General features: G+C 44.3%; 22 protein-coding genes. 10 read left to right on the top strand and 12 right to left on the bottom strand.

The window, feature by feature from the left end; genetic code table 11:
* The first annotated feature begins 282 nt into the window (after positions 1–282).
* From ACE3MZ_RS17130 to ACE3MZ_RS17120, 3 genes are all read left to right on the top strand, one after another.
* Positions 283–759, top strand: coding sequence for a hypothetical protein (locus ACE3MZ_RS17130; RefSeq protein ID WP_411343346.1), 477 nt, complete (start codon positions 283–285; stop codon positions 757–759).
* 437 nt (positions 760–1,196) lie between these two features.
* The gene (locus tag ACE3MZ_RS17125) at positions 1,197–1,619 is read left to right on the top strand and encodes a MarR family winged helix-turn-helix transcriptional regulator (protein ID WP_411343345.1); all 423 of its coding nucleotides are present in this window, start codon (positions 1,197–1,199) and stop codon (positions 1,617–1,619) included.
* Positions 1,620–1,665: 46 nt separating this feature from the next.
* Positions 1,666–2,325 (top strand): nitroreductase family protein, encoded by a 660-nt coding sequence (locus tag ACE3MZ_RS17120; protein WP_411343344.1) that lies wholly within the window; start codon positions 1,666–1,668, stop codon positions 2,323–2,325.
* A gap of 143 nt (positions 2,326–2,468) precedes the next feature.
* Here ACE3MZ_RS17120 and ACE3MZ_RS17115 read toward each other — a convergent pair whose 3' ends face one another.
* The 3 genes from ACE3MZ_RS17115 to ACE3MZ_RS17105 all read right to left on the bottom strand — a co-directional run bounded on the left by ACE3MZ_RS17115 (position 2,469) and on the right by ACE3MZ_RS17105 (position 6,084).
* Positions 2,469–3,233 (bottom strand): YdcF family protein, encoded by a 765-nt coding sequence (locus ACE3MZ_RS17115; protein WP_411343343.1) that lies wholly within the window; start codon positions 3,231–3,233, stop codon positions 2,469–2,471.
* A gap of 81 nt (positions 3,234–3,314) precedes the next feature.
* Complete coding sequence (locus ACE3MZ_RS17110; RefSeq protein WP_411343342.1) at positions 3,315–4,457, bottom strand: VanZ family protein; 1,143 nt, start codon at positions 4,455–4,457, stop codon at positions 3,315–3,317.
* Positions 4,458–4,734: 277 nt separating this feature from the next.
* Positions 4,735–6,084, bottom strand: coding sequence for an amino acid permease (locus tag ACE3MZ_RS17105; protein ID WP_411343341.1), 1,350 nt, complete (start codon positions 6,082–6,084; stop codon positions 4,735–4,737).
* A gap of 233 nt (positions 6,085–6,317) precedes the next feature.
* Here ACE3MZ_RS17105 and ACE3MZ_RS17100 point away from each other — a divergent pair, with 233 nt between their 5' ends.
* Entirely contained in the window at positions 6,318–7,943 is a 1,626-nt protein-coding gene (locus ACE3MZ_RS17100; RefSeq protein ID WP_411343340.1) for a family 43 glycosylhydrolase, read from the top strand.
* A 296-nt stretch (positions 7,944–8,239) separates the two neighbouring features.
* Here the strand turns inward: ACE3MZ_RS17100 and ACE3MZ_RS17095 are convergent, their stop codons facing one another.
* The 3 genes from ACE3MZ_RS17095 to ACE3MZ_RS17085 form a co-directional block, all read right to left on the bottom strand.
* Entirely contained in the window at positions 8,240–9,229 is a 990-nt protein-coding gene (locus ACE3MZ_RS17095) for an ABC transporter substrate-binding protein (RefSeq protein WP_411343339.1), read from the bottom strand.
* A gap of 126 nt (positions 9,230–9,355) precedes the next feature.
* On the bottom strand, positions 9,356–10,711 hold the full coding sequence (locus tag ACE3MZ_RS17090; protein ID WP_411343338.1) for a PstS family phosphate ABC transporter substrate-binding protein: 1,356 nt from the start codon (positions 10,709–10,711) through the stop codon (positions 9,356–9,358).
* 266 nt (positions 10,712–10,977) lie between these two features.
* Positions 10,978–11,769, bottom strand: a complete 792-nt coding sequence (locus ACE3MZ_RS17085) for an exodeoxyribonuclease III (protein ID WP_411343337.1) — start codon at positions 11,767–11,769, stop codon at positions 10,978–10,980.
* A gap of 372 nt (positions 11,770–12,141) precedes the next feature.
* Between ACE3MZ_RS17085 and ACE3MZ_RS17080 the strand changes: the two genes are divergently transcribed.
* Entirely contained in the window at positions 12,142–13,065 is a 924-nt protein-coding gene (locus ACE3MZ_RS17080) for a hypothetical protein (protein ID WP_411343336.1), read from the top strand.
* Between the two features lie 112 nt (positions 13,066–13,177).
* Here the strand turns inward: ACE3MZ_RS17080 and ssuE are convergent, their stop codons facing one another.
* Positions 13,178–13,741, bottom strand: coding sequence for an NADPH-dependent FMN reductase (ssuE, locus tag ACE3MZ_RS17075; protein ID WP_411343335.1), 564 nt, complete (start codon positions 13,739–13,741; stop codon positions 13,178–13,180).
* Entirely contained in the window at positions 13,734–15,005 is a 1,272-nt protein-coding gene (locus ACE3MZ_RS17070) for an acyl-CoA dehydrogenase family protein (RefSeq protein WP_411343334.1), read from the bottom strand. Before ACE3MZ_RS17070 ends, ssuE begins: the two co-directional genes overlap by 8 nt.
* A gap of 134 nt (positions 15,006–15,139) precedes the next feature.
* Between ACE3MZ_RS17070 and ACE3MZ_RS17065 the strand changes: the two genes are divergently transcribed.
* Together ACE3MZ_RS17065 and ACE3MZ_RS17060 are read left to right on the top strand one after the other, a co-directional pair.
* On the top strand, positions 15,140–15,691 hold the full coding sequence (locus ACE3MZ_RS17065; RefSeq protein ID WP_411343333.1) for a TetR/AcrR family transcriptional regulator: 552 nt from the start codon (positions 15,140–15,142) through the stop codon (positions 15,689–15,691).
* Between the two features lie 804 nt (positions 15,692–16,495).
* Positions 16,496–17,197 carry a cell wall hydrolase gene (locus tag ACE3MZ_RS17060; protein WP_411343332.1) on the top strand — a complete coding sequence of 234 codons (702 nt, stop codon included), beginning with the start codon at positions 16,496–16,498 and terminating at the stop codon, positions 17,195–17,197.
* 506 nt (positions 17,198–17,703) lie between these two features.
* On the opposite strand, the gene ACE3MZ_RS17055 is transcribed toward ACE3MZ_RS17060, so the two are convergent.
* The gene (locus tag ACE3MZ_RS17055) at positions 17,704–19,137 is read right to left on the bottom strand and encodes a glycoside hydrolase family 1 protein (protein ID WP_411343331.1); all 1,434 of its coding nucleotides are present in this window, start codon (positions 19,135–19,137) and stop codon (positions 17,704–17,706) included.
* Between the two features lie 217 nt (positions 19,138–19,354).
* On the opposite strand from ACE3MZ_RS17055, the gene ACE3MZ_RS17050 reads away from it, so the two are divergent.
* Positions 19,355–20,323: a LacI family DNA-binding transcriptional regulator gene (locus tag ACE3MZ_RS17050; protein ID WP_411343330.1), complete on the top strand. Its 969-nt coding sequence runs from the start codon at positions 19,355–19,357 to the stop codon at positions 20,321–20,323.
* Between the two features lie 186 nt (positions 20,324–20,509).
* On the top strand, positions 20,510–20,815 hold the full coding sequence (locus ACE3MZ_RS17045) for a hypothetical protein (protein ID WP_411343329.1): 306 nt from the start codon (positions 20,510–20,512) through the stop codon (positions 20,813–20,815).
* A 226-nt stretch (positions 20,816–21,041) separates the two neighbouring features.
* Here ACE3MZ_RS17045 and ACE3MZ_RS17040 read toward each other — a convergent pair whose 3' ends face one another.
* From ACE3MZ_RS17040 to ACE3MZ_RS17030, 3 genes are all read right to left on the bottom strand, one after another.
* Complete coding sequence (locus tag ACE3MZ_RS17040) at positions 21,042–21,800, bottom strand: SDR family NAD(P)-dependent oxidoreductase (RefSeq protein ID WP_411343328.1); 759 nt, start codon at positions 21,798–21,800, stop codon at positions 21,042–21,044.
* A 121-nt stretch (positions 21,801–21,921) separates the two neighbouring features.
* Positions 21,922–22,299, bottom strand: a complete 378-nt coding sequence (locus tag ACE3MZ_RS17035) for a PilZ domain-containing protein (RefSeq protein ID WP_411343327.1) — start codon at positions 22,297–22,299, stop codon at positions 21,922–21,924.
* 272 nt (positions 22,300–22,571) lie between these two features.
* Positions 22,572–23,201 carry a YfbR-like 5'-deoxynucleotidase gene (locus ACE3MZ_RS17030; protein ID WP_411343326.1) on the bottom strand — a complete coding sequence of 210 codons (630 nt, stop codon included), beginning with the start codon at positions 23,199–23,201 and terminating at the stop codon, positions 22,572–22,574.
* A gap of 508 nt (positions 23,202–23,709) precedes the next feature.
* Here ACE3MZ_RS17030 and ACE3MZ_RS17025 point away from each other — a divergent pair.
* Positions 23,710–25,329, top strand: a complete 1,620-nt coding sequence (locus tag ACE3MZ_RS17025; RefSeq protein ID WP_411343325.1) for a nucleoside hydrolase-like domain-containing protein — start codon at positions 23,710–23,712, stop codon at positions 25,327–25,329.
* The last annotated feature ends 62 nt before the right edge of the window (positions 25,330–25,391 follow it).

Raw genomic sequence — 25,391 nt, 5'->3', positions numbered from 1 at the left:
GGAACTCTACCTAAAAGGCGCTTTTAATGGTAACGCAAAAATACTAGTAGGGCGAAAAGCCGGCTGATTCGATCACAAAAAGTATTGGGAACGCTTTTTCGTATATGAAAGTAGTAACTTAAATGTAATTAGGGATTTTAAGTATTTAGGAATTGATGTAAGAGGTGATTTGTTGAAACAAAAAGATAGAATGATGAAGCAAGTTGTAATTTTGTTGAGTTTTTTTACAGGTATCTTTTTAATCTTAAACACATCTTATTTGCAGGTTATCCTTTGGTTTATATGAGAGGATTAATTCTGGAAATTACAAAGCATGATCATATAGTTAAAAGAGAGATGGATATATATTTATTTGAGAAATATCATGAGTCTTTTGAAATTAGGTCATTGAATAGTAGGTTTCTAGATCCTGATTATTTTAGTACTGTTGTACTTTCTAAAGATCCAAAAGCAAAATTTACCGTTATAGGCACTCCTATAGCAGAATCAAATAATCATTATAGATTTGTAGATAATTACATGCAAATAAAATGGCAAGAAGAAGCAAATCATGAACTGGCTCCAATACTGCGGAAGGGGATTTCTCCTAATATGTATTTAGAAGTTGAAATACCTGATCAAATAGATTTTGATGAATATAAAAATACCACGTTATCTTTAAAAAAATTTCAACAACAATATCCTAATATTTCAATAGTTAATATCAGATTGATTTATGGAACTCAATTTAAACAAGAGGACGATATTTTTCAGAACTAAACTAAATAATTTGATATTAAAAACTAAAAAGACTAGTATTCATAGCGCAACTATATCTTTAAGTGTCTTAGATGCAAGAACTTTTAAAGATATAAAGACTTTCAAATCAAATGTAAAAGAAGTGGGAATTTCAAGCTTTTTAGATAAATATTCAAGCAAAATCATTGAGAAACAATTTTTGAACATAAAAAATAAATAAAGGTAGAAGACGGTAAAGTTTATAAGTAAGATAATACGACTTATAATATTCATACTGTATAGAGAATGTTTCAACTCAAATTACATTTCTAACAATTAAATTTTTACAATACTAATTGCAAACCTATCTAATCTATGATATTATTTGATACATCAATGATTGATAGGTCACAGATTAATTTAATAATCCTTCCATCATTCCGTATCACCAACGTACAGACAGAAAGGGGAGAAGACTTGTGTCGCAGTCATCGTCAGAGGATATATTTTATCAGATACAGGGACTTCAACGCCAGCTATCCTGTACGTTTGAAAAATGTGCTGGAATTAGTGCTTCGCGGTTGCAACTGCTCTGTCATCTCTACCAGTCTGAAGAGATCAGTCAAAGTTCGCTGCAAAAATTGGTCGGAATCGATCATGCAGCGATTACACGCCATCTGAAGCAGCTGGAAGTAGAGCAGATCGTCATCCGGCGCAGCAATCCGCAGGACAATCGCATTACGCTTGTACAGTTGACCGATATAGGACGGGAGAAGATTATATCGTTTCGTCAGGAGCGTCAGCAATATGTAGAGCAGATGCTGAGCGGTTTTGATGAACACGAACAACAGCAACTCTCCAGTATGCTGCAACGCATCAACGTCAATATCGGAAGCATGTAAGTTACATGTAACCAAACCATATAGAGAATCAAAGGAGAGAAACCAAATGACAACTACTAACAACGCAACAAACGCAGTAACACCAAGCAATGACTTTGCCAAAATCGCTCTGGAACGTCGTTCCATCAAAAGTTATGACCCAGAAGTGAAAATCAGCAGCGAGGAAATGAACGACATCCTGACGGAAGCTACTCGCGCGCCTTCTTCCATCAACCTGCAACCTTGGCGCTTCGTTGTCATTCAAAGTGAAGAAGCCAAAGCACAATTGCTGCCATTCGCAAAATTCAACGCTCATCAAGTAGAAACTGCCGCAGCGGTTGTAGCGATCTTTGCTGATCTGCAACACGAGCAAAATGCAGAGTATATTTTCAATAAAGCAGTGGAACTAGGTTATATGCCAGCTGAAGTGAAAGAGCGCCAACTGCCCTTCGCACTCGGTCATTACGAACAGCTTTCCCGTGAAGCGCGCAAAGATATCGCTCTGATCGACAGCGGTCTGGTAGCGATGCAGCTGATGATGGTTGCTCGTGCACATGGCTATGATACGAACCCAATCGGTGGTTACGACAAAGAGCAAGTCGCTGCAATGTACGGTATGGACAAAGAGCGTTATGTACCAGTAATGCTCGTATCTATGGGGAAAGCAGCCAACGAAGGCTATCCTTCGATGCGTCTGCCACTCGATATGATTGTTGACTTCAAATAAGATTCCTTTGCATGAAAAAGAGAATGTGGATCGACTGTTCGGCTTTCCTTCCCATCGCTGAGAAGCATGGATCGGGAAGCGGAATATGTCGTTCACATTCTCTTTTTTCATTTAGCTGGCAATGACAACGGGATATACGGCAACTACATTCTGAACTTCGCGACCAGAATACCGAGATATTCTTTACAAGCAGAGCTAAATGCATTCATAGAGCTGCCAGATGGTGCAAATTTACTAGCATATAGCGCCCGTGGTGTGCTCGTCCAATAATCTGTCGGATACGGTAGTACATTCCAGCCAGCACGTTCAAATTCGATAACCGAACGCTCCATATGCATGGCGGAAGTAACGAGTACCGGCTTGCTCCATTGATTCTGTTTGAGCAGCTTTGATGTATTGGCTGCATTCTGTTCGGTATTGAGCGACTGGTTCTCAGCGATGACATCCTGCTGTGGTACGCCCATCGCTATAAGTTGGCGACGTGCAATATCCGCTTCATTGCCGCTATCTGAGAATACTTGACCACCGGAGAAAATAATCGGCAATCCCGTTTCGCGATACAGGCGTACTGCTGTGATGAGCCGATTCCCCGCTGCACCAGATAGATTGCCAGTACCGTTCATATCGGGCGTACCACTTGTCGCGCCACCGCCCAGCACGACGATGACATCGCCGCTTATTTGCACGGTTGCCTGCTGTGGTTGCGGATATTTGTGCTCCAGACTGCCAATCAGCATATCGGCAATCAGTGGAATCATCGACAGATATAGCAGTACATTCAGACCGAGCAATACACCAGCTGCGGTCGCATGAATTTTCCATAACCAGATCGACATGAGCAGTAGCAAAATCACAAACAAGCCCGGTGGCAGAATGAAACTGTACAGAAATTTAACTACATATAACAAGCAAAAACCGCCTTCCGGTATAATTTCAGATGAACGTAGAATAAAAGTCTCAGCGAGAGTCACAGCATAACAATATAGCCGCTAGTCAGGAGATTCAGGGTTGGTTGATAACATATCTGGCCACATGATCTGATGCGATGTACGACTCCATTGTTCGTAAAACATCAGGGAACCTTTACGGAAAAAGCGTGTCACTAGATGGAGGAAGAAGCCAGCATTCAATACAAACAGAATGATTAGATAGACAATCGCTTCTAGTCGAGACGGATAGCTCTGTGCAAATGGCAAATTCAGCACTCGCTCCAATCCGAAAAATCCCCAGTACAGCAAACCGTAGCGCACGATGAGAGCATGTAGTGGCAAGCGGCGTTTGGTCTCCTGTTCATTGGTGCGATCGCTGACGAGCCGGATGCGTACGATCCATTTGCCGGGTGTTAGTCCATTCATCGCATACGTTAACAGCATAAAATACAACCCTGTCGCTACCCAGAACGAAAGTGGAATGTCCAATGCCGACAGGATCGATAGCAGCATAGAGCAGAGCATATTGTCGATGAGAAAAGCAATCCCGCGCCTTGTATACGTTACCCGTCGTTTGGAACGATCCACACGCGCATCCAGTTGCCGCACATTGGGCAGATGCTCCGAGATCCATGCAGCAATCAAGAAGCCGATCATGCCGCCAAATGTATTACAGATCAGATCATCCACGTCAAAGATCCGGTACGCATGATCATAAATGCCATAAATTCCTGTCCATTGCGTAATTTCAAACGATAGCGACAAAAGAAACGACCAGCACATTGCACTTAACCAGCCGCGATGGAAATAATAGCGTAGTAACATCCCGAATGGCACAGTCAGCACAATATTAAACATTACCTGCCAGAAGGCACGCTCGCGAAATATGTGCATATAGGTCGTCGGGTGCTCCAGCGAGACAGAGGTTTCTTTTAAAAAGTCACTTACAAACTGAAAAGGAACCAGCTGCATATCCCCGCCTGCCAGTGCAGCATTGTGCCGTGACGATGGAAAAGGCAGGATCACTAGAAAGTACGCATTCATCAAATACAGCAAGCAGCTATATAGCGTAATCGCGCGTACGACATGAATATAGCCATACCGACGATATTGATACATAAAAAAAGGCAGCGTAAATAAAGCTGCTGCCAGCGGAAAAGCGATAAAAGCATACAGAATCGGTTGAAAATAAGCGTCCACCATTATCGTTACACCTGCCACAGCTATAAGTGAAATTGATCATTTACTGAATCTCATATTACCGAATGGACATAGCAATATTCCGATTCCGGTAATGTTGTATCATTCCTATCATTGTACAGCAATTTATTATAAATACCAGTTTATCAGCATGACAATCAGGACTAGAATGCACAGGCAAGCAACGCGTGTATTTCAAAGTTTTTATACAAAATAAAAGCTGCCTATGATGCCAGAGGGCAAAACAGACAGCTTTTATTTTACGATAGGAATCTAGTTGCTACGCTTGCGATTTCCCGCGGAACTTGAAGAACGAACTGATCAGCAGCACGATCAAGAACAGGATACAAGCTCCGATACTAATGCGATTGTTAGCATCAAATAAGAACAGCACCGCAATAACAAGCAGACACAGAGCAGTCAAACCAGAAATATATGGGTAACCCCAGATGCGGAATTTCGGTTCCACCGGATACTGCTTGCGTAGCTTGAGCTGGGACAGACAGATGCTAATCCATACGAGCAATACGACAAATCCCGGTACAGCGATCAGAATACCAAATACTTGATCCTGTGCAACATAAGCAAACCATGCGCCAATCAGCAAAATAACAGCACACAAAATCAAACTGTTCACAGGTACACCGCGCCGTGATGTTTTGGATAGCAACGCAGGTGCTTCGTTATCAATCGCCATCGAATGTAACATCCGTGTCGCTCCATAAATACCAGAGTTCGCCGCTGACAACACTGCTGTCACCAGAATAAAGTTAATAATATGCGCTGCTCCCTGCAAACCGGTTGCAGTTAGCACCTGTACAAACGGACTGTCCTGACCGCTCAGTTGATTCCACGGAATCAGACCACAGATGATCAGAATTGGCAACGTATAGAACAGAATAATACGCAGGATGAAGCTTTTTACGATCTTTGGCAGTACTTTGTCCGCATCCGGTGTCTCGGTTAGCGTCAGACCGATCAGCTCGGAACCGCCATACGAGAACATGACGACCAAGAGCGCAGACACGACAGCCATCCAACCATTCGGCAAAAATCCACCATGGGATGTAAAGTTGCTCAAATACGGCGTGTTACTACTTGGAATAATACCAAACAGCAGACAAGCACCGAGTATGATAAAGATAATAATCATCGCGATCTTGATACCGGCGAGCCAGAATTCCAGTTCGCCCAATCTGCCTACGCTCATCGTATTAACAAGCAGCACAAAGGCGGCACTCGCGAGACTGAGCACCCATAACGGTGTATCAGCAAACCAGAATTGCAGAAAACTGCCCGCAGCGATAACTTCAATGACACAAACCGCTAGCCACATAAAGCAGTACAACCAGCCGACGATAAAAGCAAGCCGTTGACCAAAGGCAAGCGAGATAAAATCTTTCATATTACGGTTCGGATACACGGTTGCCATTTCAGCAATTGCACCCATTACGACGAGCAGCAGCAAACCGGCAAAAATATACGTGAAGATAACGCCGGGTCCTGCCAGACCAATCGTTTCGGAACTACCTTTGAAGATACCTGTTCCGATGACGCCGCCCATTGCCATAAATGTAATATGACGTGGCAGCAGCCTTTTTTGCAATGATGCTTCAGGGGTTGCTTTCAAACTAAAATCCTCCTCAATACGACTACAGTAGTAGTGCTTTAAATCAGTCCAGTATATCTATACTACAATAATATTCGGTATTACGATATGAAATGATTAAGCATTTGCAGTTCCTTTTTATTAAAGTTTCGACTTTATTCTTATATTGTGTAAAATGCATAATATTTTTACAATAAAGAAAACGGTTACAAAAACATGAATACGTAAACATTCTTGTAAAGGGGTTGAGGATAATGAATTGGATAGTATTCGGACAACAAGGTACAGACAACAATGAGAAGGTAAAGAAGAAGCAGGGTCATGAGCGAAAAACTCGATTGATCAAGCAAACACAGAAGACTCGTCATTCCCGTACAATGCTAAACATGTTGGAGCGTATGCCGGTATCGGCGCGCATGTGTTGTGCATTACTACTAACAGTTATGATGCTGATCTCACTCGTGCCACAGCAGGCGCAAGCGGCGTCTACGACGTTTATCAATCCAGTTGCTCCTTATTCGTCTGCTGATCCGTTTGTAATGAAGCATACGGATGGATATTACTATTTTGTGCATACGTCACGTAACTGGGACAAAATCGATATTAGCCGTTCCAAGACGTTGACTGGCATCGGCAACGGGGAAAGCAAAACCGTCTTCACCAAGCCGACTGCTACCTGTTCAGGTGGTAGCTGTTACTCCAACAATATCTGGGCACCGGAGCTGAATTATATTAATGGCGCTTGGTATTTGTATTTCTCAGCGGGTAGCAACGATGGCAACAATGCCAATCAGCGAATCTGGGCGATTCGCAATACGAGCGCCAATCCGCTGCAAGGAAGCTGGTCTGCACCGATCAAAGTCAATGACAGTAACGATTACTGGTCGATCGATCAGACAGTAACGAGCATCAATGGACAGCTGTATATGGCATGGTCGCAAATTGCACCGGGCAAACCGCAGGAAATCGCTATTGCCAAAATGAGCAGCCCAACAGCACTAGTAGGCAAAGCGACGATCATTTCCAGTCCGACGATCAGCTGGGAAAAGGTCGGCGGTGATGTGAATGAAGCGCCAGCCTTTTTGACACATGGTTCGCGTGTGTATCTTACCTATTCTGCCAGTGGGTGCTGGACGGATGATTATAAGCTAGGCATGCTCAGCGCCAGCTCCAGCGCCGATCTGTCGCTGGCAAGCAGCTGGAGCAAAGGAGCCAATCCAGTATTCCAGAAAACATCAACTGTCTTCGGTCCGGGTCATAACAGCTTTGTAAAATCGCCGGATGGTACGGAAGATTGGATCGTCTATCATGCCAATGATGGCACTGGTCAAGGCTGTGCTGAGCAACGTACTACTCGTATTCAGAAAATCAATTGGAATGGCGATACACCAGTCTTCGGTTCGCCTGTAACACCGGGAACTGCAATTACTCGTCCATCTGGTGAAGGAACGGCGGACATTTACTACCGTATTCGTAACAATAACAGTGGCAAAGTATTGGCTGTGCTGAATGCTTCAACTGCGGATGGCGCGGATATTATTCAGTGGACATATAACGGAACAGGCGATCAACGCTGGGCGCTTGATCCGACAAGCGATGGATATTTCCAATTGCGTGCGAGTCATAGCGGCAGATTAGCAGGTGTAACCGGAGCGAGCAAGGACGATGGTGCCAATGTCGCTCAGTTTACTTCCAGCGGATCGACCAGCCAGCAATGGAAATTCAATCTGGTCGGCAATCAGTTTTTTGAAATTTTGAACCGCAATAGCGGCAAACTGCTGGACGTGACCAATGGCGGCACCGCTGATGGTGCGGATGTACGGCAGTGGGCAGATCTGAACAATACGGTGCAGCAATGGATCTTTGAACGCGTAAATTGATCAGTTGCAAAGTCGAAATGAACAACTCCGAAACAGAACAAAGCTGAACTAATAAAAAGCTGAAATGACAAAAAAGCTGCCTTTTCCGTACCGAATGATAGGAGAGTTTGATACTCCTGTGCAGCATATGATCTTGGATCAAGATCATATGTGTAATCGGTTGTGGGAACGGCAGCTTTTGTTGCGATTGGATCGTAATTATCTGAACCGCATGACGCATCAGGTATACAACATATTGCATCATGAATATATTGTATTTCTGTATTTCGCTGTACCTTATCAGAACAGTGATGAGTTTATTGCGATACGACGTTTTTCAAAATATCGTCAATGATCATGGAGTTGGCAACAGCGCCGGTGTACAGCCAGCTGGACTTCATGCTGAGCGTGTAGGCATGACCTGCTTTGACAGCGGGAATGCTGTTCCAAACGGAGGAGCTGATACCATCATCTGGTTTGGCACCGTCTTGAATAATGACGAACAGGTAGTCTGCATCCAGAGTAGACAGACTTTCCAGTGCGAGAGAACTCCAGTTAGCGGTTTTGCCTTCAGACGCTTGGGTGACTACATCTGGTACAGTGAAGCCCAGATCGTTGTACATCACATCACCACTGGATAGCTTCGGATTCACGACGAATACACTTTTGCCACTAATCCAGATGGCTGCTGCGGATTTGGTGCCGACTTTTTGCTGGATTTGAGTTTTGGCATCGGCTACTTTTGCATCGTAATCGGACAGCACTTTGTCAGCTTCGGTGCTTTTGTTCAGCACTTCGCCGACCGTTTTCAATTCTTCACGCCAGTCGTTATTTTCGGCATTACCGACGACATATGTTGGGGCAATAGCGGAATATTGGTTGTATTTATCGCCTTCGACCATTTCCGCGCTGTCCATCAGCAGGAGATCAGGTGTAAAGCTAGCTACTGCTTCAAATGGCAGATCAGAAGAGATCGTTGGCACATTTGCTAGTTTATCCTGCAAATAATCTTGGACACTACCGCCCTTGATTGACCATTGTGCTGCTGGCGTTACGCCCAGCGCGACCAGTGGGTCTTCGAGATACGAAGCGATAATACGCTGTGGATTAGCAGGAATCTTCACTTCATGACCCATACTATCCTTGAGTGTACGCTCAGACGCAGTTTCCGTCTGGGTTGCAGCCGGAGTCGAAGATGACTCATTAGTGTTGCTGCCGGTTGTAGCAGCCGAGGAGCAGGCGCTTGTCAGCAGAGCCATAGACAGGATTAGCGTTCCCGCTACGGTTGTTTTGGTACGACGTTGCATGATGTGATTCCTCCAGATGATATAAGTTTAGCCCATATGTATAACGACGCACGCTCCGAACATGGACCATTAAGAATAGTATACACGATTATGAAGATAAGTGATAATGATTATCACATGATAAATTCAATGTACGGATTGAGTCTGGCTATGTAGTGGAAAATAGCCTGTTTGCCGAATCAACTGCTGTCCCTGTGATGACAATATCCAGCGTAGCAACGGCTCCAGATACGGATTAGAGGAGCGAAGCTTCGGAAATGGTGGCAATTGTAGCGCTCCATCAGAAGATGAATTGATGTCAGATGGATCGACAGATATGATTTCATCAGATGGTTTATCAGATGTTATTTCCGACTGTGCGGCGTGTGCGCGTTCATTTTCTAATTGTCCGGTATATTTGTAACTGGCAGTTACCGCGTAAAATGGAGCGATCAGTGGATAGTTTCCACTAGCAATCTGTTGTTCATCCGGGTATACGCTATCAATTGCAAGCAGCTTAATATGCGACTCTGGACTCATCACCGTAGCAAAATAATGAAACGAATAGCCAATCGCATTCTTATAATTGTGATAGTTATCGACACGCTCCATTATGCCACCCATTCCGGTTGCAATCCTTTGCTGAATCGGTTCCATTATCTGCCGATCGCCCATCCAGCGGCGAAGCATAGCCTGACTGCCGCTGTCCTCCGCGCGTTGAAAGGCAGCGATCGTCTCATTGTTGCCTCCAACTTGCTTCCAATTGGTAATCTGTCCACTGTATATTTGCTTGACCTGTTCAGAAGTTAGATTGTTCACCGGGTTATCGGTATTTACGAAAAAAACAAATGCCTCCTGTCCGATCGGGGTTAAATAGAGCTGGATACTGCTATTCTCTGCCGCTTGTAACTGACCCGTAGAAGGTGCAGCCGCAAAGATCATATCGACGTCGCCATCAATCAGATGTTGATAGGCAGAACCTGTACCGCGACTAATCACTTCGCCACTGTAGGCATCATACAATTTCTGCGGATACACTGCCTGTGCAAAAGCAGCATATACTGGATACAATGCGGTAGCTCCATCCAATTGAGGCAGGAGATCATTCGATTGTAACTGATAGGTGGATGGTTGCGAGAGTGTGGCTAGCCGATTGTTTTCGGTAAATGGAGTATAGGCACTCAGATCGACATCCTGCGTATTTACAGCAATCAAGCTGTCATCATAGATTGAATATATTTTGTAAGCACCAGCTGTGAACAAGCAGAGGGCAGAGCCGCCGAGTAGTAGACGTTTGAATAATGGATGGGTAGTGATGGTGTGGAAGACAGATAAGACGACATAAATTTCGATCAACATCAGCATAGCAACAAAGCAGAATATATAGAACAGCGGCTGTTCCATCCTCATCATGATGAGAAGACTGCCAACGAAACCGATGATGCCAAGTACGGCAATACCACTTAATCCGAGCGCAATGGAGAGCATGATTTTGTTATGCATGATTCCTCCTGATTATGTAGATGTACAGCTTGCGCAAGATGAGCGGTGGACAGTAAGCACACTCATTTTGGCATAGCTGTACAAGAAATAGGACGTTCTTTTTGATCATAAATTTTGGTCATAGTATAGCGTAGCTTACTCATTATCGTTGTTCTTAGCAAAACGTAATCTGTAGGTATTTCAATAATACAGATCGTACTATTCATAAAACTTAAATTCGCTTGACTGGATTCGCTTGAATAGATCTGTATAGATGGGAACTTCTTTTATAGATTGGCTATTGCTGTAGGATTCGCCAACTGCTGCTCATCCAACTCCAACAATATTGGGCAATGATCACTGCCGAGAATCAGATGATCAATATGCGCATCGCGTAGTGCCGGAGTGAGGCGCTGAGACGCTAGAAAATAGTCGATTCGCCAACCGATATTGCGCTCACGCACCTTTGCCATATACGACCACCAGCTATACACGTCGGTACGATCTGGGTGGAAATAACGGAACGTATCAACAAAGCCGGATTGCAGCAGTGTCGTCAGTTTGCCGCGTTCTTCGTACGTAAATCCGGAATTGCCGATATTGGAGCGGGCATTTTTGAGATCAATTTCCTCATGTGCCACATTCAGATCACCGCAGATGATGACTGGCTTGATCAGATCAAGCTGATTCACATAGGCACGGAAGCGGTCTTCCCATTCCAATCGGTACGGCAGACGCAGCAGATCGCGGCGCGCATTGGGCGTATACACATTGATCAGATAAAAATGATCAAATTCCAGCGTCAGCATCCGACCTTCTTCCTCGTAATCTTCCTCCATCCCATAGCGCACCGAAAGTGGGACAATTCGTGTAAAAACGGCGGTGCCGGAATAGCCTTTTTTTACTGCATAATTCCAATACTGACGATATTGATCCCCATGATCTAGTTCAATCTGCCCTGCTTGCAGTTTGGTTTCCTGAATACAGAAAATGTCTGCATCTACAGTAGTAAAATATTCGTTAAATCCTTTTTTGACAGCGGCACGCAGACCGTTTACATTCCAAGAAACAAGCTTCATTGATGTATATTCTCCTTCATAACGGCAAAAGTAAGTGTATATCGCAACGAATGATGCACGATAATCTTTTTCAGTGTATCATGTTTGCCAGAAAGCATTCATGTGCAATTGGTGAAAAGATTATACTTTATCAGTTGGCTTTACAGTATGGAGATCCAATTACTGTATGATTGCGAACGTATGATCTTTTTTGGTTGACAGAGAGGAAGTAGAACGTTTATAGTAAAAGCAATTCAATTATTGTGCGAGCGAAGCACCTCGCAGGACAGAGTGATTTCTGTTCTGGAGGTGCTTTTTTGTGTGCATAACTTCAGTAGATTGCAGTCTGTCCAGTTGAAACGGCAATGCCAATATACATAAAAGGAGTCAAGGATGATGAATCAAACAAGTGGAAACAGTAACTATGAGCGAACAGCAATGTTGAAGCAGAGGAATAGTCAGAACAACAGTCATACATATCCAGATGGACACCAGTACAAATGTGCAAGTAGCAGTCGAGAAAGTAGAGTACATAGCAGCAAAATCATATACAAACAAGCAGCAATGATAGCATTGATTATTCTGCTATTAACTGTCTGGACAGCTGTTCCGCAAACGGTATCGGCAGACCAATGGTCCAGTGCATTAAGTGGCATGGATACGTTATACGATAGTGTAACTGCGCTGGAGAAAGTATTGGAGCTGCAAAGCGATCAGATTATCGCTCTACGCAAGCAAAATAATGCATCCCTGAAAAGTGTCAAACAACGTATCCAAACAATTGATATCAGTCGTATTCAGTCATTACAAACCGCTGTCCAGCAGCTAGAGTCGAAGCATGCGCCATTGCTTAAACAGTACAAGGAGCTGGGACAACAGATTACCGCTGCTCGCAAAGTCAAACATACCAAAACAGCTGAATTATTAACTACTCAACGCAATCGTATGAAGGCACAGGTGCAGACCGCCAGAACCGAGATCAGTGCCAAAAAGTCCGAACTATCGTCCGCCCGCAAACAGACAGCAGCGCGCAAGCAAACGGTACGCAATCTGCTAGAGCCAGTACAAGTTCTAAAAAAGCAAATTACAGCTGAAAACAAAGTAATATCCGCTGCGCATAAGCTGCGTACGTCTGCACGCAAAGGCTATCGTTCAGCAGTGAAAAGGGGCGATGCAATTACAGGTGCCGCGCAGCTGACAGTCGTTTATCGGCAAATGACCATCGTACAGAAATCCCGGCAGAACATTTATGATTGGGAAAAGCAGATCAGTCGTTATATTCAAACTGCCGAATCCAAAGTAAACAGTCTGACATAATCAACTATAGGTAGTAGCATGAAAACGGAGTGGTCTCTGTTTCTCACAAGTATGATTTTGAATAAGCACACAGCCGAGAATCATAGAATTCTCGGCTGTATTTTTGACATATTTAATATGGAATTTTTAATGATGAGCAGGAATGTAATAAATCGCGTAGGGACAAATGTAATCGTTCTTCAATTTCTGGTGTAAGCCGAAATCCAATTGGCTGATGTTGAGCATCGTTTTCCATACGTTCAATTGTATGTTCACATGCAAACACGTTTGCAGCAAAATGCTTTGCACCCATTGATGACAATATGGGCTTCATTGCATAATCGATGGATAATTGTGCAGCCGAAGATCCTCCAACAAAATAGATAGCGATTGTTTTGTCACGAAATGCTTTTTGTGGCAGCAAATCAAGATAGCTTTTCAACACGCCTGTACAACTTGCTTTGTACACTGGACTGGCAATGATGATTCCGTCTGCTTGGGCAACACGTTCATGCGCACCCATAATGGCTGGACTATCAAATTGTGCGTGAACTAGATGTTCAGCAGGCAGAGACGCCACATGAATGATATCTACCTCACACTGATGCTGCTCCAAATGAATTTGAGCGTAGCGGATAAGACCATTTAAACGTGAACGCGTGTTGGGGCTGCCAGATATAATAGTTATCTTACTCATTATGATTTCCGGCGGGCAACAATTCATGAAGCTGTGCAGCTACACCCAAAGTCATAATCTGTTGTGGAGCTTGTCCCATCAATATTCGCCCATACAGCTCCAGACCAGTAGATGCTGTAGTCAGTGCATGATTGGCACCACCACGAATATCGCGGAAAATTTCGGAGAGTCGATTCGATTCAGCGATAAAGCTACCGCCGCTTTCGGCTACTAGCAGATCGACTGCTTCCCAGCACAATTTAGAAGCATACGCGATATCAGTTTGAATCTGGGCAAATTCCTGTACGGTGAATGGACGATGAGTCTGTACGTGATCTTCCAGATTGTCGATCGTGCGATTGATATGAAGATGCGCCGATTCTACCTTCATTGCTGCCAATCCGACATGATATTGAATATGACCGACAGCTGCTTGCGAAGGGTGAACAGTCATCGTAATCCCGCGTGTTGGAGCTTTTTGAACAAAACAATCAACCGCAGCTCTTGCCAGACCGAGAATAGCACTGATTCCTGTCGTAATGGTAGTGATGACTTGAGCATAAGGTCTGTATCGATTCATGCCATCTGTTGGCTGCTGGGACATCTCGATACCGCTTAGCGTAGTATTGGCAATATATTCATTCGGTACAAATACATCATGAAGCTTCAGACTATTGCTGGCAGAGCCTTTCAGACTGATCGTATACCAATCATCCACAATCTCAATCTGGTTCATCGGTATAACTGCCAGAATCATATCGGGTTGCTGTTGATCGGTACGATTGTTCAGATCATTGATGTTCAGTAGCGCATGGGTAGCATGCTTGGAACCAGAAGCAAAGCCCCAGAAACCTTCTTCAATCATGTAACCGTCAGCGGTTTGTTGAATACTAGCTTTGCGTGGTTGTAATACCGAGCAGAAGCGCACTTCTTCGTGTTGACCGAAGATAGAATCCAGAATAGACTCAGACAGTGACAAGGTAGCATTGTAGTTGTTGCCATTAATGATCTGTACGACCCAGCCGACGGAACCATTTCCTTTGGCAACTTCGGAGATGATTTCGACCATGGCGCGAATGCTTACTTCGTGACCGCCATATTTTTTGCGTGTACCTAATTTGAATAGCCCAGCTGCTGACAGCTTTTCGATCACTTCATCTGGAATATGACGTTCTTGATCAATCTGACGGGCAAAGCTCTGTAAAAATGGAATCAGATCAGTGGCGTTTTGTAGCAGTTGCTTTTCGGTATGGTTAAGTTGTGTATCGTTACTCATCAAAGTCATAATGGTTCGCTCCTTTTTATACACCTGTATAGTTAAATGATGTTTGTAAGCTAAATAGTATGGTGTATAATAAGTTGCTTCAACCGATAATATTTCAAATTTGACGAGTAACTATACACAAAGGAGAATGTGTCGTGAATAAATCCGAAAAAGAAGACCTGCGAGTCAAACGAACACGTAAATTGTTATATCAAGCATTGATGGATTTGATCAAAAAAGAGTCATTCGAAACGATCACGGTCAAGCAAATTTGTGATCTGGCGATGGTTCATCGCACGACATTTTACGTTCATTTTCTAGATAAATTTGATCTTCTTACTCAAATGCTGCGACAAATTGCTGATGAAGAGTTGAATCAAGCAGGACAGCTGGACCCGGCTCGCAATTTTCAGAAAGTGTGCGAGGTGGCTACACAATACCATGAACTTTTTTCTCAATTGTTGCTGGAAGAGCCTGATTCGCTGCGTAACATACTGCGAAGCGAGATGAAGATAGGTATGATCCGATATGCAGATGAGCAAATTCAGGGATGGAACGAGATGGATGCAATGGATATGGAGATTGCAATCGAGGCGTATATTGGCAGTGCGCTTGGTGTACTGCAATGGTGGTTGCAAAATCATATGCCCATCAGCACAGAGGAGTTGTACCGCAAGTTTGAACGCAGTATGAACTGGAAGTTCTGATACGTACGTTGTTTTGATTATTGTTGTTGTACTAAAAGTTATTATGTTGTTCCTTTGATTTACAGTAAAAATTACGTTGGTTGTAAGAATGAATCTCGAATGTATGTAGAGCAGGTTAGAATAGCTAATTGTGCTTCATGCAGACATGTATCGTGTAAGATGAACATGTTATGCAGAGACTATGAATCATAGACAATATGTAAGCCAATTTTGCATTTCGTCGAAAATCTGCTATACTGCTTGAGAATAATGACAAAAATGAAACTTATGGGCTGAGTAGTTACTTACCAAAAGTCCTTTAAATTTGGAACCACGGTCTCAGTTTCATTGCTGAATATGTGGAATTTGCTAAAAAATGCTTGATTTGCAAGCAAATGTTAGGTCTATGGCAGGGCGCAGACATAAAAATGGCTATGCTATACTGCTACGTATACGCACATCATTTGCATACTTATCTGGTTACAAAATTGTCATACGTAATCCAGAACCACGGCTGTGGGAAGTTGAATGCCATACAGCGGCACATAACAGCACGTATATATCGTGCGAAGCATGTTACACAGCAAGCAAATGGTGTTAAAAGAGAATAGATTTGCCGATATTAATAATACAAATGTAGACCACGTAAACCGGATATGCACCGGTATTACTTTCAATAGGATTGTAATTATTTACACAATGTTTGTGCAGGTATGATCTGAGTACAAGCCAGTTCTGCTAACTTGGAATTCCATATGCCTTTCATTTTACGATATCAATTCATGACTAAACTTTATTATTGAAATATGGAGGTAGTACCAAACGATGAGAAAATTACCCGCTTTTGTAGTATCCTGCGCCTGCGTGATGGGCGTAACCATGATGGCAAAATCTGCTGATGCCTCGCTGTTGAAACAAGGAATGCGCGGTCAGAATGTAGTCGATCTGCAACGTCAGCTCGCCAAAGAAGGATATTTCCATGCAAATACAACAGGATATTACGGAAGCATCACATCCAATGCAGTGAAGCAATTTCAGCGTGCTCATGGTTTGAGTGCGGACGGTGTCGCTGGACCAGCGACATTTTCCAAATTGGGTGTGAAAAGCACTGGTATCGTAACAGCAAGCGCACCAGTTACATCTACGTCTAATCGTAGCGGCAGTTACAAAATGGATCAGGATTCACTGGATATTTTGGCACATGTCATTTACGGTGAAGCGCGTGGGGAATCGTTTGAAGGTCAAGTAGCGGTAGGTGCGGTTGTATTAAATCGTGTACAATCCGGCGAATTCCCAAGCACCATCTGGGGCGTTGTTATGCAGCCCGGTCAATTCACAGCAGTGGCGGATGGACAATATTATCTGACGCCTAGTAAGACAGCATACAATGCTGCTAAGCAGGCACTGCGTGGTGTTGATCCAACGAATGGATCGCTATATTACTACAATCCACGAATCGCTACATCCGAGTGGAGTATGAAGCGTCCAGCCGTAATTACGCTGGGACAGCATATTTTTACAAACTAAGCCCGATTCATACGATCCCAGATTCACACTACAATGACTTAGATTATGCCTAATTTAAAGATGACACTCTTCAAAGTACATGAGGAGCAAACGAAAAACGACGCTCATCAAATTACATGAGGAGCAAACCAAAAACGATGCTCATCAAAGTACATGAGACGCAAACGAAATATAATGCTCCCCAAATGACTTGAGGAGTACAGCAAAGACGACGCCCGTCAGTTTATATGAGGAGCGTCGTCTTTTGTGTTATATCCATATGTTATATGAACTGGAAACCGAAGTATATGTGCCGTACAGCATACGCATAAACCGTAAGTTGGCAAGTGCAAGCAGAGTTAGGGTGTTCCGCTATGCGTGGATGCAGATATATATCATTTCAACCTGCATCCGTTGCTATTCACAGAAGGTTCGTGCGTATGTGTTTTGGCAATATACAAGTCAGTATCACAATAGGGCTACTGAATCATTAGATATATGGTACAAGGCTGATGGATATTGCTGGATTAACGTTTTAGACTTTTGCCGTTAGTAGCAATAACGTCTTTGTACCAGTGGAATGATTTTTTGCGATAGCGTTCCAGCGTACCAGAACCATCGTCATTGCGGTCTACATAAATGTAACCGTAGCGTTTTTTTAGTTGCGCGGACGAAGCGCTGACAACGTCGATACAGCCCCATGAGGTAAAGCCCATCACGTCAACGCCATCCTCGACAGCTTCAGCCACTTGCAGTAGATGATCATTCAAATATTGAATACGATAGTCATCTTCAACTGTTTTCTCGCCATCTGCATTGGTGATCAGTTCATCAACAGCACCAAGACCATTTTCTACGATAAACAATGGTTTCTGGTAGCGATCATAGAACATATTCAGTACATAACGCAGACCTTGTGGATCGATCTGCCAGCCCCATTCGCTTGCTTGCAAATACGGGTTAGGAACGCCGCTGAATAAGTTGCCTTGTCCCGAGGTTTTTTGTTCTGGATCGGCAGTTTCGCAGATGCTGACATAGTAGCTGAATGAAACGAAATCAACGGTATGCAGCAGCGTTTCTTCGTCGCCAGCTTCCATTTTGATCTCAATACCTTTTTCACGGAAATAGCGTTTCATATAGCCCGGATAACGTCCGCGTACATGAACATCGCCGAAGAAATAGTTTTTGTGCTCGGATTCCATCGCTGCGATTACATCGTCCGGGTTCGGAGTCAGTGGATACGTCGGCATGCTGAGAATCATACAGCCGATTTGTGCATCTGGAATGATCTCATGGCACAATTTGACTGCGGATGCGCTAGCAACAAGCTCATGGTGAATCGCCTGATACAGATCTTGCTTGCTCAGCTCTTCCTTCGGAGTATAAATACCGCCGCTCATAAACGGAGCTTCCAAAATGGAATTGATCTCGTTAAAGGTCAGCCAGTATTTCACTTTATCTTTGTACCGACGGAATACAGTTTCGGCATAACGCTCGTAGAAACCAACAAGTTTGCGGTTGACCCAGCCATCGTATTCTTTGGACAGATGCAGCGGTGTTTCGTAGTGAGATAGGGTAACCAGCGGTTGGATGCCATATTTCAGACATTCATCGAACAGATCGTCATAAAATTGCAGACCTTCTTCGTTCGGCTCGGTTTCATCGCCTTTTGGGAAAATACGCGACCACGCGATTGACGTACGGAACACTTTGAAGCCCATTTCGGCGAATAGCTTCACATCTTCTTTGTAACGATGGTAAAAGTCGATGCCGACCAGTTTCATATTATCTTCGGTAGGTGTTTCGGTGATTGGACCCATCACACCTTTGGGTGCTACGTCCTGTGTAGACCAGCCTTTACCGTACTGATCAAATGCGCCTTCCGCCTGGTTGGCTGCAATCGCGCCGCCCCATAGGAAGCCGTCCGGGAAATTCGGTACGTTATTTTGAGAGTTACTCATGTTCAGCACTCCATTTCTGTCTGTTTTTTGTGCTACACTGTTAGCAGCACTGCCTATCAAGCGTAATCGTTGGAACGGGTTACATGTCAAGCGTGATTTTGATGTAAGTTATTGGAAATGAAAAAAGACTCACTTCCAACCGATCCAGTGCTGTAAAGATATAGGGTACAGACAGACCAGCCATGCGATGTTATTCATGTGCAAGAGGAGAACAGACATGTCCAAGTTCGATGAGATTATTAAATTATCCGGTTATTCGCGTGCGACCATCTCGCGGGTAATCAATCATTCGCCCCATGTGAGTGATGAAGCTAGAGCGAAAATTACAGATATTATGCGTCAGCTTAATTATGTGCCGAATCGCAATGCCGTTTCACTGTCCACCGGACAAACGAATCAGATCGGCATGGTGATGGCGAGTACGAGTGAGATTATATTATCTTTTCTGGAGCGATTTATCGATATTGCGATGGATTACGGCTTCCAGACGATTATTTATACAACCCGTGACGATAAGGAAAGTGAACTGCGTGCATTTGAGGATTTGCGCAGCAAACGGGTGGACGGATTGGTGATCATCACCTGTGTGAACGATCCGAAAATGCTAAAAACATACTGCGAATACGGTCCTATCGTGTCATGGCAGCGAATGGGGAACGATGAAATTCCATCGATTGCGATGGATCAGGGCGAAGGGTATCGACTGGCGTTGGAGCATCTTGTGTCACGCGGATATACGCGTATTGCCAATATGTTTGGACGCGTTGACAGTCTGAATACGCGCAGTCGGCGCGAAGCGTATGAGGATTTTATGAGCAGTCAGGGGTTGCCGGTTCTGCGTGATTGGTATCATTATTCGGTATTTAATGTGTCCAATGGTGAAGAAATGGTGCGCCGCCTTGCCGCTGCGCCGGAGATGCCACAAGCGGTGTTATGTGCCAATGATTATGTGGCGATGGGCATGCAGGCGGAAGCACGTCGACAAGGAATTGATGTGCCAAGGCAGCTGGCGATTGTCGGTTTTGACGATAGTGAGCTGGCACGAACACTAGGTATTACGACGATTCGCAACCCGATTGCCGATCAGGCAGTGCATGCTTTTTACCGATTATGGGAAGTGCTCGGTCGTGAGTTGATCGAACCGAAGCGGCTCGAATATGAACTGATTGCACGCGAAACGACTTGAATCGGCAATGCGAGAGCGATCGATTTGGATATGGTGATTGCTGAACCAATTGCTTCGATTTTGGGTAATTAAGACCTTAACATTCTTGTAGGAATGCCGATAAAAAGGGTAGAACGGCAGGATGATGCCCGGTGAATAGCCGGTACGGAGCACCTTTTTCCATTTTTGCGAGAGGCGGGGATTGGGATGAAGCAGATTGCGGTACAGCCTTATTACAAAATTGAGCGTGAACTGAACAGTACGGGACAACATTATTTGACCGATGAGCGCGAGATGGTGCTGTACGAGGATCGTTTGATCACGCATCGCCGCGAATTTTCGTTAAAGGATGTATTTGATATGTCTTACCGCCGATTGGGTGCGGGTGAGGGACTGTTTTACCTGCATACAAGTAAAGGGGTATTTTCCTATACGATTCGTCATGATCCGTCGCGGTTTATGCTTGCATTTCGGGAAAATGAGCAGTTGAAGCAGCAGGTGCGGATTAGATAAGTATGTTGTATTCACCATATAAATACATCCGTCTTTACATGATTGGTATGAATCGTTGAAAAAGCAGCCTATGGGAATTCCATATCCCATAGGCTGCTTTTTTGTGGATACATGCAATGCAGTTTGAATCCTCTGCTATTGCCTGCTATTAGTAATAAAATACTATCAGGTGTATCAGGTAGATGTGCAGATCGTTCAGTTGCTTGTCACTCATCTGCTAACACCCTTACTGCGCTGTAAATCCACCATCAATCGGTACCACTACCCCATTAATATACTTCGCTTCATCACTCAACAGAAATGCAACCAGTGCAGCGATTTCCTCTGGTTGACCGAGACGACGTTGTGGAATAGCGGCTTCGACGGCTTGGAATGTTTCTGGGTTGTCCTGACGGTATTGCTTGACCATTGGCGTCTCGGTCGTACCGGGCGCAATGGCATTCACATTGATGCCTTCTGCCGCATATTCCACAGCAATCGTTTTGGTGATGCCGATGATGCCATGTTTGGTAGCGGAATATGAACCTACGGTTGCTTGACCGACCAGACCGGCAGTAGAGGAGGTATTGACGATGGAACCGCCGCCATTTTGCAGCATTACTTCCAGTACATATTTTAATCCGTACAATCCGCCCAACAGATTGATGCCGACGACCTGTTCGATTTGTTCAATCGTATTATCGGCAAAACGAGTGCCGGGACCGGAAATACCAGCGTTGTTGAAGAACATATCAATCGTACCGAAAGTACTGACCGTTTGATCTACATAGTGTTTGACGTCTTGTGGCTGGCTGACATCGGCTTGCACGAACAGAGCTTTGACGCCTTTCGCTTCCAATTGCTGCACAGCCGCAGCACCAGCCGCTTCGGAGATGTCTACAATCGTAATATTCACACCTGCGTCAGCTAGCTTGAGCGCAGTGGATAATCCAAGTCCGCTGCCACCTCCGGTGATGATAGCGACTTTCTTTGTTTTGTCAGTCATATGGTTCTCTCCTTCGTACGTTATGATGTATCGTACCCATTATGGTACGGTTACTGAAAAATTACAAATAGGAATACAAAAATTCCGCAGCAACCATCGGTAGGTTGTGCGGAAGGGGGTATCAGGTGATGACAATCAGGTTTTTGCTCGCCAGCAGTCGTAATTCGCGCAGCAAATGGTCGCGATTATAGGAGGTCATATCCAAATGAATACCATAATGATATCGTCCGCCATCGGTGCGGTTCCATTGTAATCGACCTTCCAGCAGTAGCGGATCTTCGTGTAGTAGCATACGGATGCGGACATGCACGTCATTATTTTGAGCAGGAATTTCCAGCGGTAATGAGATACGGCAACCGGAACGGCTGAGATCCAGCAATAGTGCCTGTACTGGTTTGGTATCAACAATCTGCCCGTTAATATGCATAATTTGCATTTCAAAGGAAACGGGTTCTTTTAATACATAGCGGAATGGGGACTTTCGGCGATTGAGCATCATGGCGACCTCCCGAGTAGCAGACTTAGTTCTGTATGTATCGGTAGGCAGGAACATGCATACCGGATAAGCTGCGATTGTGGAAATGAGAGGCAATAGGAATACGGATCAACTCTAACAATACTATACAAATTGCTCGACGATTCTGTATACCGCTTGCTCTCTAAATATGTCATGTATACTTACTATCGACAGAAGCAGTTTATAAATGAAGAGAATTACATTATTTTACATGATTATTCATCGCGATTTACATCATAAAAGGCTGGTTCCCATTACTGGGCCAGCGCTTCCTCGGTGATGCGTTTGATATCGATTGTGGAGAAGGTGCCTTCGTGAACCATATCTGGCAAGATGTTATCGAGAAAATAATCGACACAATGCAGCTTAATGTTTTTAATTTTCACCAGCGCACTGCGATACATCGTAATAAATTCTTTCTCGGTATTACCGCGCTGCAATTCGGAAAAGGCTTCGTACACCTGATCCATTTTATCAGCAACCTCGAGAATGAGTCCTTCGGTGGAATGATCTTTGCCTTCGTGTAGTTGGCGGCGGAAGATGCTTTTGAAGTCTTCTGGAATATTCTCATCGATAAAATGCTCAATCATACCTTCTTCTACCTTTTGCAGCAGAGAACGCAGTTCTAGTGAGGAGTGCTTAACCGGAGTTTTGATATCGCCGATAAAAATTTCGCCATAGTCATGGCTGCTAGTAATTTCGTATAGCTTTTTCCAATCGATCACGACACCGTGTGTTTCTTCGATATCGGCAAGCGTTTTGGCGTATTGAATGACTTTCCATGAGTGAGCGGATACACTGTGCTGCTCAAATTTGAATTTGCCCGGACAGCGAATAATCCGTTCCAGATCATCCAGCGAGCGAAAGTAAGCATGAATTCCCATATGACTAACCATCCTTTGATTGCGTAAATTGATGTGAAATGATAACTATATCTGCGTGATGTGTATGCAGTAGCATGTTAAGAAGATATCCATTTCAGCATAGCCCTGTAGTGTTAACGGCACGTTAAGTGCAGGTCAATTTTTGCTTAACGCTTATTATAAAAAGGATGAACTTCATAGGATGACATCATTCGTATAGCTCAAGTCTGCTTGTTTAGGATGGAGTGAACAGGATAGAAATTAGAAAATAGAAGCATTACTAGATTTATTTCCCTTCTTCAACATTTATTAAGCGTTTACATTGTAAAAAAACTATGATACCGTATTCATCAGGATTGTGACTGGTCATGCAGGCAAAACCTGGTTATAGCGATATTCCGTGTTCGGGATATGGCTGTAGCCAGGTTTTTTTCGTCTCAGGGATAGAGACGAAGCGAACAGGCGGTTTGCATAGGGACATGCTCATCATCCGGTTGGAATTGATCACAGGGAAAAGGGGTAGATTCAAATGGGAAAAAGCAAATGGATCAAAGCGCTGTTATCTGTTAATCTGTGCGTGCTGCTGATTGGCGGTATGGGTGGACAGGCAATGGCAGCAGACAGCAAAACCGCCAGCAATGTCAAAGCTTCCACCGCCGCGCAGAACAAGCAGCAGGAAAGTAAAGCCAGAACCGTCATTACAAACGATGGTGAAGTGGATGATATGAACTCGATGCTGCGTTTTCTACTGTATTCCAACGAAATGGATCTGGCAGGTATCGTGCTGACCAGCTCGGTGTATCATTATGCTGGCGATCCAGATAAAGGCATTGAGCCGTATCGCTGGACAGGTACGGAGTGGCTGAGCAACATGACCGATGCGTATGCAAAAGCATATCCGAACCTGAGCAAACAAGCGGACGGTTATCCAACACCAGACTATATTCGCAGCGTGACCAAGATCGGTAACATCTCCTACAAAGGTGAGATGGACAAAGTGACCGAAGGCTCGGAATTCCTCAAAAAGCTGTTCCTCGACAATGATAAACGCGATCTGTATGTGCAAACATGGGGCGGCACCAATACGACAGCCCGTGCGTTAAAATCGATTGAAGAGCAATACAAAGGCACCGACCAATGGGTAGCCATCCAGAAGAAAATCAACGACAAACTTGTACTGTACATCATTCTTGATCAGGATGACAGCTACAATGACTATATCGCCAAGAGCTGGCCGAATATCCGCATTATCAATGATCAGTCGAACTTCTGGCATTTTGCCTACGCATGGAAATATCACACTGAAGTGGTGAACAGCAAGCTGCATGGCATGTGGAATTACGATAACATTCAGCATGATCATGGTCCACTATTGGCGCTGTATGCGCTCATGGGTGATGGCAAAATGATCGACGGCGAGCTGGCAGAAGAACAACGCGGCAGCGCCGATTATTTGAAAAACAATCCGCAATACGATCAGTACGATTTCATTTCTGAAGGGGATTCCCCATCCTTCTTCTACTTGATCAACAACGGTTTGCGTAGCAATGAAGACCCAAGCTATGGCGGTTGGGGCGGACGCTTTGGCAAAGTGAATGACAAGCTGTATCGCAACAATGTACTCGATTACGATGTGTACACCAACCGCTATGAAGCCGAATATTCGCTGATGCGCTGGTTTGACGATATCCAGAATGACTTTGCTGCTCGTGCAGACTGGGCAATCGCAACCAGCTACAAAGATGCTAACCATAATCCAACATTGACGGTCAAAGAAGGTCTGAATCTGGCTGCGAAACCGGGACAATATATTACCCTGCATGCCGTAGGCAAAGACCCAGATGGCGACAAACTGACGTACAAATGGTGGCGTTATTTTGAAGCGGATACGTATAACGATTCTAGTGTAGCGCCTGCCGCAGAGGAGAAACAAATGGCTGGCGATCTGCTGCTCGGCATCCATCGTCCGGTGGCAGAAGGCGAGAAACGCAATACAATCGGTCTGAAAAATAGCAATACCGCTACCGTCAAATTCCAAGTGCCGAAGGATGCCAAATCCGGTGATACGATCCACATGATCGCCGAAGTGCAGGATGATGGCACACATACGCTCAAGCATTATCAGCGTGTTATTATTACGGTGAAGTAATCACGGTGGAATTGGGAATGCGATTTTTATCCTGACTATATGCTACTAAGTATGAACGAAGC

The organism is Paenibacillus sp. WLX1005 (genome assembly GCF_046603685.1).
Taxonomy (GTDB): domain Bacteria; phylum Bacillota; class Bacilli; order Paenibacillales; family Paenibacillaceae; genus Saccharibacillus.
Note: the sequence above shows the minus strand (reverse complement) of the source record. Positions and strands in the feature narration are given on the sequence as shown.